The following is an 11,869-nucleotide window of genomic DNA, read 5'->3' as shown; positions in this document are numbered from 1 at the left end:
GCTATTACAAGCCGTTGATCGCTGCGAAGGGATCGTCGCTCGCATCCTGATTCCAGCGATATTCGGCCCGGTCGGCAACCCATTGCGCCAGCACCTTGCCATAAAGTTTGGCGATCAGGGCCAGCGCCATGTCGGTGCCGGCGGACACGCCCGATGATGTGATGAAGCGGCCATCCTCGACCCAGCGCGCACGGGGCACCCAATGCACCTCCTTGCCCTGCGCGGTCGCCCATTGCCACGCCATCTTGTTGCTGGTCGCGCGCATACCGTTCAGCAGCCCGGCCTTTGCCAGCAGACCCGAGCCTGTGCAGATGCTCGCCACCTGCGGCGTCGCCTCCGCCAATTGTGTCATCGCACTCAGGAACGCCGGATTGTCGACCTCCCGCCGTGTGCCCGATCCGCCGGGCACCATCACGATGTCCAGCTTGGGCGCGTCGGCAAAGCTCACATCGGCAACGGTCTTGGGGCCGGTACGGCTTGCCACCGGTCCAGCCTTCTCGGCGATCAGCACCGTGTCGACGCGGTCATTGATCATGCCGAACATTTCCAGCGGGCCGAACACGTCGAGCAGCTCAAACCCCTCGAACACCACCATGCCCAGCGTCTTGCGCGGCCCTTCCGGCGGGACGGGCGGCGTGCCCGTCACGGGCGTGGCGGCGGTAGACGCGGTGGGCGCGGCGGCCATCAGCGCGGATCCGATGAGCAGGTCGCGGCGCGACGGGGTGATGGGAGGCATGGGCATGATCGCATCTCCTTTTCCTTTCTTAACGATTTGCGGATCAGAAACCCCGATCCTCTTCGCGAATGCCCCCGCATCCTTTCAGGACGCCTTGCGCAAAGGCGATCTGCACCCGGTCGGACCAGAGCGCGTCGCTCATCCCGTCGCTGCACGGACCCTCGCTGATCGCCATGGTGAAGCCGTCGCCCAGATAACGCAGCGACGTGCCGTCGCTGTCCTCCCGCACGCTGTAACGCAGGGCTGGCGCATCGGGCCGCTCCAGTATCGCCGTCGCCCCCCGGACGGTGACGGCCCAAAAGGGTTCGGTGCCGATGGCGCGGTAGTCGGGCGGAGCCGGACTGGACGGCGATGTTCCACGTGAAACCAAAGGCTTGGCCGGTTGCGCAACCGCCGTCGATCTGTCGCCATCGGTGTCGGACTTTGCAGGTTCGGGAACCACCGGTGCGCGCACCGCGTCCGCCTTCCGCTCGATTCCAGCAGCATTCACCACCGTCTTCGGCTCGTCCCCGCATCCGACTGGCAGTGCCAGCAGCAGCAGGGCCGCCAGCCTCATCCCGCCACCGCTTCGCGGCGGAAGCACTCGGCCGCATGGTCATTCACCAGCCCCGTCGCCTGCATCCAGGCATAGACGATCGTCGGGCCGACAAATTTGAAACCGCACTGCTTTAAATCCTTGGAGATGCTTTCCGATAGAGCGGTCTTGGCCGGGAATGTCCGCCCGTCATTGCGGATCGGTCGCCCATCCACGAAAGCCCAGGCGTACTTCGCGAAATCCTCACCTTGCTCGCGCATCGCGCAATAGATGCGTGCGCCCGTGATTGTCGCTTCTATCTTCGCGCGCGCTCGTACGATGCCGGGATCGCCCATCAGCCGCTCGACATCCGCAGGCGCGAACGCCGCCACCCGGTCCGGGTCGAAACCGGCAAAGGCGGCGCGAAACGCGTCCCGCTTGCGCAAAATGGTGATCCAGGACAGGCCCGCCTGAAACCCCTCCAGCATCAGCATTTCCCACAGCATGCGCGAATCGCGCTGCGGGACGCCCCACTCGTCATCATGATAGGCGCGATAGAGCGGATCGGCGCCACACCAGCTGCACCGAACCGGCTCCATCTTAGACGTCCAGATTGGCGACGTTCAGCGCATTGTCCTGGATGAACTCGCGCCGCGATTCGACGACATCGCCCATCAACTGGCTGAAAATTTCGTCCGCCACGTCCGCCTGCTCCACCTCGACGCGCAGCATCGAGCGATTGTCGGGGTCCAGCGTGGTTTCCCACAGCTGTTCCGCGTTCATTTCGCCCAGGCCTTTATAGCGCTGGATCGACAATCCCTTGCGCCCAGCGGCCAATATGGCCTCCAGCAAGTCGCTGGGGCTGGTGATGGTCGCGCCCTTGGCGGGGGTGGCGGGCAGATCATCCTCGCCCGCATCTTCTGCCGCCTGCGCCGCCTTGGCCGTCACCAGCCGCCCGGCGCTTTGGTAACTGGCCGCTTCCTCGCTGGCGATGGCGTGCAGCTTGCGCGCCTCGGCCGATCCGATGAAACCGCCTTCGATCATGTGATGGTCGGTGACGCCGCGCCACAGCCGCTCGAAGTGGAAACCACCTTCCTGCGCGATGCGGCCCGACCAGCGCCCTTCGGCATCATGGGCGCCCAGCCAGGTCACGGTCGCGGCCAGCCGTTCAGCCTGGCTATCTTTCGACAGTTCGGGATCGAGCGCGCCATTAAGGCTCAGCGCCTCGATGATCTGCGGATTATAGCGGCGCGGCACATAGCGCATCACGGCGCGCATCCGCCGCCCATGCTCGATCAGGCCGCGCAGATCATCGCCCCCACGCGCGCCGCCGCTGGTTTCCAGCACCATCGTGTCGACGCCATTGTCGACCAGATATTGCTCCAGCGCGGCCTCATTCTTGAGATAGACCTCCGACCGGCCCCGGCTCGCCTTGTAGAGCGGCGGCTGCGCGATATAGAGATGCCCCGCCTCGATGATCTGCGGCATCTGCCGATAGAAGAAGGTCAACAGCAGCGTGCGAATATGCGCGCCGTCGACGTCCGCGTCGGTCATGATGACGATCTTGTGATAACGCAGCTTGTCGAGGTTGAAATCATCGCGGATCCCCGTGCCCATCGCCTGGATGAGCGTGCCCACTTCCTTGGAGGAGAGCATGCGGTCAAATCGCGCGCGCTCGACGTTCAATATCTTGCCCTTCAATGGCAGGATCGCCTGATTATGCCGGTTGCGCCCTTGCTTGGCGGAGCCGCCTGCGGAGTCGCCCTCGACCAGGAACAGTTCGGACTTGGCGGGGTCACGCTCCTGACAGTCGGCCAGCTTGCCGGGCAGGGATGCGATGTCCATCGCGCCCTTGCGGCGGGTCAGTTCGCGTGCCTTCTTGGCGGCCTCGCGCGCGGCGGCGGCGTCGATCACCTTCTGCACGATCATCTTGCCGTGCGCGGGATTTTCTTCCAGCCACTCGGCCATCTTGTCGGCCATCAGGCTTTCCAGAGGCTGACGCACCTCGGAACTGACCAGCTTGTCCTTGGTCTGGCTGCTGAATTTGGGATCGGGCAGCTTCACCGACACGATCGCGGTCAGCCCTTCGCGCATATCCTCGCCGGTCAGGGACACTTTCTCTTTCTTGAGCGCCCCCGATTTTTCGGCATAGCTGTTGAGTGTGCGGGTCAGCGCCGCGCGGAATGCGGCCAGATGCGTGCCGCCGTCGCGCTGCGGAATGTTGTTCGTGAAACACAGCACATTTTCATAATAGCTGTCATTCCATTCCAGCGCGACATCGATGGTCACGTCGTCGCGCGTGCCCGCGATCGCGATCGGATCGGGCATCAGCGCATTCTTGTTGCGATCCAGATATTTGACGAAGGCCGCGATCCCGCCCTCATAGAACAGCTCGACCTCCTTTTTCTCCTCATGCCGGGCATCGACCAGGAACAGGCGCACGCCGCTGTTGAGGAAGGCCAGCTCGCGATAGCGATGCTCCAGCTTGTCGAAGTCATAGTCGGTCTGGTTCTTGAACGTGCCGCCGTCGCCCGGCGTCTTCTCGGTCGACGCCAGGAAGGTGACGCGCGTGCCCTTCTTCCCTTCTGGCGCATCGCCGATCACCTTCAGCGGTGCGGTCGCGTCGCCATAGGCGAAGCGCATATAATGTTCCTTGCCGTCCCGCCAGATATTGAGGTCCAGCCATTCGGACAGCGCGTTGACCACCGATACGCCCACGCCATGCAGGCCGCCCGACACCTTGTAGGCATTGTCGTCCGACGTATTCTCGAACTTCCCGCCCGCATGCAGCTGGGTCATGATGACCTCGGCCGCCGACACGCCCTCTTCCTTGTGGATGCCGGTCGGAATGCCGCGGCCATTATCCTCGACGCTGACCGACCCATCGGGGTTGAGCGTGATGACGATCCGGTCGCAATGGCCGGCCAGCGCCTCGTCGATCGCATTGTCGCTGACCTCGAACACCATATGGTGCAGGCCGCTGCCATCGTCGGTGTCGCCAATATACATGCCGGGCCGCTTGCGCACGGCGTCCAGGCCCTTCAGCACCTTGATGCTGTCGGCGCCATAATCATTCTTGTTGCTGGAAATCTGGGGTTCTTCGCTCATGCCAAGCCTATAGGGAATGCGCCTGTGAAACTAAAGCGAAACATGGCGTCTTTCCCCGGCGTCCCGCCCGGTCTATCACGCTTTCCATGCGCATTGTCCCTGCCCTGATGCTGGTGCTCGCCGCCTGTTCGCAAAGCAACGACGTCTATGAGCAGCTGCCCAACAGCTCGCTTGCCGGGGCGCCGCGGGATGTCGTGCCCGACAGCCGGATCGAATCCACGCTGGCGCGGCCGGTGACGATCGGGGAGGATGGCCCGCGCCTCGACGCTTGCGGCGTGATGGGGCAGGTGACGCGCGCGGGCGGCAACGGCCTGCCCCTGCGCGCCGCCCCCTTCGCCGAAGCGAAGAGCCTCGCGACCCTGGAGGAGGGCGCGCGGCTGCATGTCTGCACGCGCAGCATCGACCAGAAATGGCTGGGCGTCGTCGTGCGCCCGGCTCCGGCGGACGGAGATGGCGCCCCGACTGTCGATTGCGGCGTATCCTCTCCGGTGGACCGCAAACAGGTCTATGAAGGACCATGCGCCAGCGGCTGGGTCGCCAGCGCCTATGTCCGGCTGATCGCGGGATAGCGGCGCGCCGGGTGCGCGTCCCTTCGCCCAAAAGAGCCAGCACATGGCTTGTCCCGCCCCCCGCGCCTCGGCTAGAGCCGGGGCAACGGTTTTACGGAGACCCTTGTGGCCTACGCGCTTTATCAGATCATCGTCATCCTGCTCGACGTGCTGTGGTGGATCATCATCATTCAGGCGATCATGAGCTGGCTGATTGCCTTCAACGTCGTCAACATGGGCAATGACTTCGTGCGCACCGTCATGGTCGCACTCGACCGGATGACCGCGCCCATCTACAATCCCATTCGCCGGGTGATGCCGGACTTGGGCGCGCTTGACCTGTCGCCGATGGTCGTGCTGCTTGCCATCCTCATCATCCGCCAGGCCATATTGCCGCCGCTCTTCGGCTTCGTGTGACCGTCTGGAGCCGGTCGGGCGCGGATCTGCTGCTGGCGGTCCGCCTGACGCCCGGATCGGCCCGCCAGGACATTGGCGGCGTCTGGCGCGACGACAGGGACGCCTTGTGGCTTACCGCGCGGGTGCGCGCCGCGCCGGAAAAGGGCCGCGCCAACGCCGCGCTCATCGCCCAGCTGGCCCAGGCGTTGGATTGGCCGAAAAGCGCGATTATGCTGGAATCGGGTGATGGCAACCGGCTAAAGCGGCTGCGGATCATCGGCGGCGGCGGGGCGCAGGACCGGCTTGTCGCCTGCATCGAACAGTGGATGGAACAGATATGAGCATCGGCAAGATCATCGACGGCAAGGCATTCGCCGCGGGTCTGCGCGAACGGATCGCGCAGGCGGTGCCGACTTTCGTCGAGCAGGCCGGACGCAAGCCGGGCCTTGCGGTGGTGCTGGTGGGGGAGGACCCCGCCAGCAGCGTCTATGTCCGCTCCAAGGGCAAGATGACGGTCGCGGTCGGCATGGACAGTTTCGAATTCAAGCGGCCAGCGACGATCGGCCAAGACGATCTGCTCGACCTGATCGATGAACTCAACCAGGACGATCGGGTGGACGGCATCCTCGTCCAGCTGCCGCTGCCCGACCATATCGACGAAGCCGCCGTGATCGCCGCCATTGATCCGGCCAAGGATGTCGACGGGTTCCACGTCGTCAACGCCGGCCGGCTCGCCACGGGGCAGGAGGCGCTGGTTCCCTGCACGCCGATGGGCTGCATCATGCTGCTGAAGGACGAACTGGGCGACCTCAGCGGCAAGGAAGCGGTAGTGATCGGCCGCTCCAACATCGTCGGCAAGCCGATGGCGCAACTGCTGCTCGCCGAAAATGCGACCGTCACCATCGCCCACAGCCGCACGCATGATCTGGCCAGCGTCGTCCACCGTGCCGACATCGTGGTCGCGGCCGTGGGCCGCCCGGAAATGGTCAAGGGCGAATGGATCAAGCCCGGCGCGACCGTGATCGACGTCGGCATCAACCGCGTCCCCGATGACGAGGACACCGGAAAAAGCCGCATCGTGGGTGATGTCGCCACGGCCGAAGCGCTGGCCCATGTCGGCGCGATCACCCCCGTTCCCGGCGGTGTCGGGCCGATGACCATCGCGGTCCTGCTGCGCAACACGCTGGTCGCCGCCCACGCCCGCGCTGGCCTCACGAAGCCGGACGGCCTGTGAGCGCGCGGCTGGTCTTGCTGGCGATCGGCGCTACGGCCTTGGTCGCGGCGCGCCCGCCGATGCGCTATCAGCCCGATCCCAGCTCGGTGATCGCCGCCGAAATCGCCTTCAACCGGCTGGCGCAGGACGAGGGGCAATGGACCGCCTTTCGCGAAACCGCCGCCGACGATGCGGTGATGTTCGTGCCCGACAAGGTGCTGGCGAAGGACTGGCTCAAGAAACAGGCGGACCCGCCGGCATCGGTCAGCTGGTCGCCCTCCACCGTCTATGTCTCGTGCGACGGGCGGCTCGCGGCCAGCACCGGCAACTGGAAGCGCCCGGACGGATCGGTGGGCTATTTCACCACCATCTGGCGGCGCGACAAGAAAGGGCGCTGGCAGTGGATCCTGGATCATGGCGATACGCTCGCCAGCCCACGCCCCGCATCCGATATCCTGTCGGGCAAGGTCGCCACCTGCAAGCGCCCTGCCCGGCCAGACGGCCCGCCTGCTGCGGACGGCAAGGACGCGCCGCCCGTCGATGACAGCCTGCTCTGGACCGCCGAAGTCGCCCCCGACAAGAGCCGCCGCGTCACTGTCCGCATGTGGACGGGCGCGGCCTATGAAACCGTCATCGACGATAGCGTGGAGGCCGGATCATGATCGCCCTGTTCCTGTCCGCCTTCGTCACCTTGTTCGTGGTGATCGACCCGCCGGGCTGTGCGCCCATCTATGCCAGCCTCACCAATGGCGCCAGCGCGGCGCAGCGCCGGGCGATGGCGGTGCGCGCGGTAGGCATCGCCGCCGCGATCCTGCTGGTCTTCGCCTTATGGGGCAAGCAACTGCTCGGCATGCTGGGGATCGAACTGGACAGTTTCCGCATTGCCGGCGGCATCATGCTCTTCATCATCGCGATGGACATGGTGTTCGAAAAACGCACCCAGCGCCGCGAGGACAGGGCGCAGAAGATCGCCGACACGCCCGAGGTGGAGGATGTCTCCGTCTTCCCCATGGCGATGCCGATGATCGCTGGGCCGGGGTCCATCGCGACAGTGATGCTGCTGATGTCCCGCACCGATGGCCTTGTCGAACGCATGGTCGTGTTGGCCGCGGTGGTCGTGACGTTGCTGCTGATGCTTGGCGCGCTGATCGCGGCAGGGCCGCTGATGGCGCTGTTGGGGCACAAGATCGAAGCGGTCATCACCCGGCTGCTGGGCGTGCTGCTGGCGGCGCTGGCCGCGCAATTCGTGATCGACGGGCTGAAAGCCAGCTTCTGACCGCCGCGCTCGATCGCTGAATCGAAAAGGGCGACCCGTCAGGGCCGCCCTTTTTTGCGTCACCGCTTGGCTGCGAACCAGCTTGCGAGGGGCGCCTTCAACCTTTGCCGCGTTTCCACGCGCGTCTTGACCGACGCGATGGCGCGGTCGACGACCTTGCGCGATTCCGGCGTCAGATATTGGGTGGCATAGGCGTCCAGCTTGGTCGCCATCGCCGGGTCGGCCGAACCGCCACCCAGCCGCGCGAGCGCCTGGCTGCGCGCCGACACGTCGATCAGCGCCTCATATTGCGCCCGGTGCGCCAGTACGAAGTCCACCGCCTGCATTGGATGCTCATAGCCGACCTGCCCGATGATCGCGGCGCTGGTGGTCTTGCCCGGCTCGTCGGTCAGCGCCAGGTCCAGCGCCTGCGCGGCCAGCTTTTCGTCACGCGCACCGCCCAGCAATGCATAGAGCGTGCTCTTTTCCAGGTCGGTCTTCGCCCCCTTGGCCATGGCGCGCAGCTTGTCCCAGGTCGCCTGATCGGCATTTTTCGCGATGATGCCCAGCCACACATTGCGCAGCGGTCCGTCCAGCGCGGTCGGATCGCTGTCCAGCGCGGCAAAGCGGCGATTGGCCTCGGCCACCACCGCCTGGTCGCCCATGTCGCCCAGCGTCGACACCAGCGCGGAGCGCAGCACCGGCACCTGCGACCCTTCGCCCGCCTTGGCGTCATAGCCGATCGTGGTGAGCACAGGCGTCAGCTTGCGCGCGCTATAGGCGACGACGCGATCCTGCGCGGCCTTGTCGCCATCCAGCATGTCGTAGGCGCTGCCCAGATAGCCGGGCACTTCGGCCAGCACGGCGGGGCTGGCGCTCGCCGGCACCGCGTCGACCAGATCGAGCGCCAGCCCGATCGGCTGATATCCGCCCAGGCCCAGCGCGAAATTGTCGGCCAGCAGGCCGGTTTGGTCGATGCTCGCCAACTTGGTGAAGTCTTTCGCCAGCGCCTTCACATTGGCTTGCGGATAGAGCGAGCGATAATAGCCCGTCTGGCCCGCATTGACGACATAGGCGCCGCATTCGGGCAGCGTGACCTGCCCCTTGCCCTGCAGGATCAGGCGTTGCGCCTCACCACCGACCGTCTGCGCCTTGACCGGCACATTCCAGCTGAGCGGCGTTTTATTCTTCTGGTCGCGGCTATATTCACCCTGGCTCAGGGTCAGGACGGTCTGCCCGCCTTGGCACTGGGCGCTGTCCACCTTGACCAGCGGAATGCCCGGCTGGCTGGTGAAGTCATGGGCAATGCTGACCAGCCCCTTCGCGCCCGCGCCCTCGACCGCCTTCCACAGGTCGTCGGTGACGGTGTTGCCATAGGCATGGGCCTTCATATAGGCCTGAATGCCCGACTTCCACGCATCCTCGCCGGCATAGCCCTCCAGCATGGTGATGACCGCTTCACCCTTTTGATAGGTGATGGCGTCGAACGCCTGGTTCACCTGATCGACGGTGGTGATCTTCTGCACGACCGGATGGGTAGTGGCGAGCGAATCGAGGCTCATCGCCGCCTCGCGCCCGTCGACGCGCGTCAGCAGCATTTCCCATTCGGGTTGCAGCTTGTCCGTCACCTTGGTCGCCATCCAGCTGGCAAAGCCTTCGTTCAGCCACAGATCGTCCCACCACGCCATGGTGACGAGGTCGCCGAACCACTGGTGCGCCATTTCGTGCGCGACGGTTTCGTAGATGCGCCGTTTGGTCGCTTCCGACGTGAAGCGCGGATCGACCAGCAGCGCCCGTTCGAAGGTGAAGATCGCGCCCCAATTTTCCATCGCGCTGAAAAACTGGCTCTGGCCCGGCCCCGCCACATTGTCGAGCTTGGGCAGGGGGAAGGGCACGCCGAAATAGTCGTTGAAATAGGGCAGGATGCTGGCCGACGCGTCAAGCGCCAGCTGCGCCTTGCCCGTATTGCCCTTGCCGGTGATCACGCCGACTTCGGTCTGGCCGGCCATCTTGGTGGCGCGTTCCAGTTCGCCCAGGCCAAAGAACAGCAGATAGGTCGACATTTTGGGGCTGGTGCCAAATGTCACACGGGTCTTGCCGCCGCCCATGTCCGCCGTTGATTTGACCGGCATATTGCCGACCGCCATCAGCCCCGTGGGGATGACGGCGCTGAGGTCGAATGTCGCCTTGTAGCTCGGCTCGTCCCAGCTCGGCACGAAACGGCGCGCATCGGGCGCTTCGAACTGGGTAAACAGCGCGCGCTTCGCCTGGCCGTCATTATTGGTGTAGTCGAGCGCGAACAGGCCGTTCGCCTGTTGGTTGATGACGCCGGCATAGGCGATGGCCAGCCGGTAATTGCCCGGCGCAACCGGCTTGCCGAAATCCAGGCTGACGGTCTGCGCCTGTGCATCGACCGTCGCCTTGCCCTTCATGGCGCGGCCGCTCGACGGGGTCAGCGTCACGTCGCCAAAGGTCAGGTCGGCGGCGTTCAGCACCAGCTGCGGCATGGTCTGGCTGACGGTCACGTCGATGACGGTGTTGCCGGTGAAGCGCAGGTTGGCCGCGTCGGGCGTCACCTCGATGGTGTAGTGGCTGGGCGCGGCGCCGCGCGGCAATTGCGTGGTGATGCCGGCCGCCGGGCCAGTGGGCGCGGCGCCCTGCGCCAGCGCGGGTGTGGCAAGGGCGACGGGGGCGGCCGCGATCAGCAGCGGCAGGATTTTGGCAAGGCTCATGGGATGACAGACTCCGACACGTCTTGAAAGGCTGATGAGATTATATCTCTCGCCCGATGAACGCGAGATCAACCGTTTCGTCGCATCGGTCAAGCGATCACGCCGCTCAGCCCTGTCGTTGGTCGATGTCTGTTGCCCGTTCGTCAAACACATGAGCGCGGCCGTCAGCCCCGCCCGCGATAGCCCGGCACATCCTGCGGCGGCAGCCACATGCCCGCCGGCGGCTCGCCCGACTGCCAGAACACGTCGATGGGAATGCCGCCGCGCGGATACCAATATCCGCCGATGCGCAGCCAGACCGGCCGCATTTCCGCGAACAGCCGCTCGCCAATGCCCACGGTGCAATCCTCATGAAAACCGGCATGGTTGCGGAACGCACCTAGGAACAGCTTGAGCGATTTGGATTCGACGATCGTGTCGCCGGGCGCATAATCGATCACCAGATGGGCGAAATCCGGCTGGCCGGTCACGGGGCAGAGCGACGTGAATTCGGGCGCGGTGAAGCGCACCAGATAGGGGCGGCCGGGCCGGGGATTGGGCACATAGTCCAGGACGGCGTCCTGCGGCGAAGCGGGCAGGGCGCTGGTCTGGCCCAGATGAATCGGCGTGGTGGGAAGGTCGGTCATGACCGCGCATCTACGCGATCGCACGGCTGATGTCATCGCCGCGCATTGTTCACTTGCGGTTCAGTGCGTCTTGTGCCTTGGCTTAGCGATGGGGTCTCTTATTCGTTCGTTATGGATCGCCGCGCCATTGCTGATGGCCGCGCCGCTCGCCGCGCAGGACACGCAGCAGCCAAGCGGCGGATTTTCCCTGCCGCCGTCCCGCCCCGCGCCCGACCCCGATCGCCAAGGGCCTGAACTCGACGTCTACCGCGATCCGGTCACGCCGCGCGCAAGTCCTCCAGCAACCAGTGCGCCAGCAGCCAGTCCGCCCGTCACCGCGCCAACATTGACGCCGCCGCCGGCCACCGTGCAGCCGGTGCCCGCAACGCCCCGGCCACAGGCGTCGCCGCCCCGATCGCAAACGTCTCGCGCAGCGCCATCGACCGAGCGCGACGCCTCAACCCGCGCGTCGCCGCCGTCCGAACCCGTCGAGCCGGAACCGCAGACGACGCCAGCCCCGGCCAACGAGGCTGCGCCCGCCCCAGCGCCAGCGCCAGCGTCACCTCCTGCGCCCGTGGAAAATGCCGCGACACCGGACGCTGCCCGCGAACCATCGCCCTCGCTCGCGCCCGCCCCGCAGCAGGCGGCGTCGGCGCTATCGTGGATCATTGGCGTCGTCGTGGCTCTGCTCGCTATCCTTGGCGCCATCCTCCTGCAACGTCGCCGCCGGTCGTCCGACGCCGCGCGCGCTCCTCTCGCCCC

Annotated in this window: 12 protein-coding genes and 1 pseudogene; 7 read left to right on the top strand and 6 right to left on the bottom strand. The window is 65.6% G+C overall.

The features are described 5' to 3' along the window. Positions 1-4 precede the first annotated feature (4 nt). The 4 genes from RLDS_RS43290 to gyrB are packed head-to-tail and all read right to left on the bottom strand — an operon-like array spanning position 5 to position 4,358. On the bottom strand, positions 5-742 hold the full coding sequence (locus RLDS_RS43290; RefSeq protein ID WP_021226666.1) for a DJ-1/PfpI family protein: 738 nt from the start codon (positions 740-742) through the stop codon (positions 5-7). 37 nt (positions 743-779) lie between these two features. Then, positions 780-1,292: a hypothetical protein gene (locus tag RLDS_RS43285; protein ID WP_021226665.1), complete on the bottom strand. Its 513-nt coding sequence runs from the start codon at positions 1,290-1,292 to the stop codon at positions 780-782. Beyond that, on the bottom strand, positions 1,289-1,849 hold the full coding sequence (locus RLDS_RS43280) for a DNA-3-methyladenine glycosylase I (RefSeq protein ID WP_021226664.1): 561 nt from the start codon (positions 1,847-1,849) through the stop codon (positions 1,289-1,291). Before RLDS_RS43280 ends, RLDS_RS43285 begins: the two co-directional genes overlap by 4 nt. 1 nt (position 1,850) lies before the next feature. Continuing rightward, positions 1,851-4,358 carry a DNA topoisomerase (ATP-hydrolyzing) subunit B gene (gene gyrB / locus RLDS_RS43275; protein ID WP_021226663.1) on the bottom strand — a complete coding sequence of 836 codons (2,508 nt, stop codon included), beginning with the start codon at positions 4,356-4,358 and terminating at the stop codon, positions 1,851-1,853. Between the two features lie 86 nt (positions 4,359-4,444). Between gyrB and RLDS_RS43270 the strand changes: the two genes are divergently transcribed. The 6 genes from RLDS_RS43270 to RLDS_RS43245 all read left to right on the top strand — a co-directional run bounded on the left by RLDS_RS43270 (position 4,445) and on the right by RLDS_RS43245 (position 7,791). After that, positions 4,445-4,927 carry a hypothetical protein gene (locus tag RLDS_RS43270; RefSeq protein ID WP_021226662.1) on the top strand — a complete coding sequence of 161 codons (483 nt, stop codon included), beginning with the start codon at positions 4,445-4,447 and terminating at the stop codon, positions 4,925-4,927. Between the two features lie 105 nt (positions 4,928-5,032). After that, complete coding sequence (locus tag RLDS_RS43265; protein ID WP_009823262.1) at positions 5,033-5,323, top strand: YggT family protein; 291 nt, start codon at positions 5,033-5,035, stop codon at positions 5,321-5,323. Beyond that, positions 5,320-5,643 (top strand): DUF167 domain-containing protein, encoded by a 324-nt coding sequence (locus RLDS_RS43260; protein ID WP_021226661.1) that lies wholly within the window; start codon positions 5,320-5,322, stop codon positions 5,641-5,643. Before RLDS_RS43265 ends, RLDS_RS43260 begins: the two co-directional genes overlap by 4 nt. Beyond that, the gene (gene folD, locus RLDS_RS43255; RefSeq protein ID WP_021226660.1) at positions 5,640-6,536 is read left to right on the top strand and encodes a bifunctional methylenetetrahydrofolate dehydrogenase/methenyltetrahydrofolate cyclohydrolase FolD; all 897 of its coding nucleotides are present in this window, start codon (positions 5,640-5,642) and stop codon (positions 6,534-6,536) included. Before RLDS_RS43260 ends, folD begins: the two co-directional genes overlap by 4 nt. Then, a complete protein-coding gene (locus tag RLDS_RS43250; protein WP_021226659.1) occupies positions 6,533-7,177 on the top strand; it encodes a YybH family protein in 645 nt (214 codons plus the stop codon). Before folD ends, RLDS_RS43250 begins: the two co-directional genes overlap by 4 nt. Then, complete coding sequence (locus RLDS_RS43245; RefSeq protein ID WP_021226658.1) at positions 7,174-7,791, top strand: MarC family protein; 618 nt, start codon at positions 7,174-7,176, stop codon at positions 7,789-7,791. The genes RLDS_RS43250 and RLDS_RS43245 overlap by 4 nt, the downstream gene beginning before the upstream one ends. Before the next feature lie 59 nt (positions 7,792-7,850). On the opposite strand, the gene RLDS_RS43240 is transcribed toward RLDS_RS43245, so the two are convergent. Both RLDS_RS43240 and queF read right to left on the bottom strand, forming a co-directional pair. After that, on the bottom strand, positions 7,851-10,502 hold the full coding sequence (locus tag RLDS_RS43240; RefSeq protein ID WP_021226657.1) for a M1 family metallopeptidase: 2,652 nt from the start codon (positions 10,500-10,502) through the stop codon (positions 7,851-7,853). 164 nt (positions 10,503-10,666) lie between these two features. Next, complete coding sequence (gene queF, locus RLDS_RS43235) at positions 10,667-11,128, bottom strand: preQ(1) synthase (RefSeq protein ID WP_021226656.1); 462 nt, start codon at positions 11,126-11,128, stop codon at positions 10,667-10,669. Here queF and RLDS_RS0128330 point away from each other — a divergent pair. Continuing rightward, positions 11,127-11,869 (top strand): annotated as a pseudogene (locus tag RLDS_RS0128330) (hypothetical protein); the annotation flags it as partial. The gene queF and the pseudogene RLDS_RS0128330 sit on opposite strands and share 2 nt — an antisense overlap.

It is taken from the genome of Sphingobium lactosutens DS20 (assembly GCF_000445105.1).
Classification (GTDB): domain Bacteria; phylum Pseudomonadota; class Alphaproteobacteria; order Sphingomonadales; family Sphingomonadaceae; genus Sphingobium; species Sphingobium lactosutens.
This window is presented reverse-complemented; position numbering and strand designations above follow the sequence as displayed.

Excerpts from the sequence above, each read along its gene's own strand:
- RLDS_RS43290 (WP_021226666.1), bottom strand. The coding sequence starts at position 742 with ATGCCCATGCCTCCCATCACCCCGTCGCGCCGCGACCTGCTCATCGGA.
- RLDS_RS43285 (WP_021226665.1), bottom strand. The coding sequence starts at position 1,292 with ATGAGGCTGGCGGCCCTGCTGCTGCTGGCACTGCCAGTCGGATGCGGG.
- RLDS_RS43280 (WP_021226664.1), bottom strand. The coding sequence starts at position 1,849 with ATGGAGCCGGTTCGGTGCAGCTGGTGTGGCGCCGATCCGCTCTATCGC.
- gyrB (WP_021226663.1), bottom strand. The coding sequence starts at position 4,358 with ATGAGCGAAGAACCCCAGATTTCCAGCAACAAGAATGATTATGGCGCC.
- RLDS_RS43270 (WP_021226662.1), top strand. The coding sequence starts at position 4,445 with ATGCGCATTGTCCCTGCCCTGATGCTGGTGCTCGCCGCCTGTTCGCAA.
- folD (WP_021226660.1), top strand. The coding sequence starts at position 5,640 with ATGAGCATCGGCAAGATCATCGACGGCAAGGCATTCGCCGCGGGTCTG.
- RLDS_RS43245 (WP_021226658.1), top strand. The coding sequence starts at position 7,174 with ATGATCGCCCTGTTCCTGTCCGCCTTCGTCACCTTGTTCGTGGTGATC.
- RLDS_RS43240 (WP_021226657.1), bottom strand. The coding sequence starts at position 10,502 with ATGAGCCTTGCCAAAATCCTGCCGCTGCTGATCGCGGCCGCCCCCGTC.
- queF (WP_021226656.1), bottom strand. The coding sequence starts at position 11,128 with ATGACCGACCTTCCCACCACGCCGATTCATCTGGGCCAGACCAGCGCC.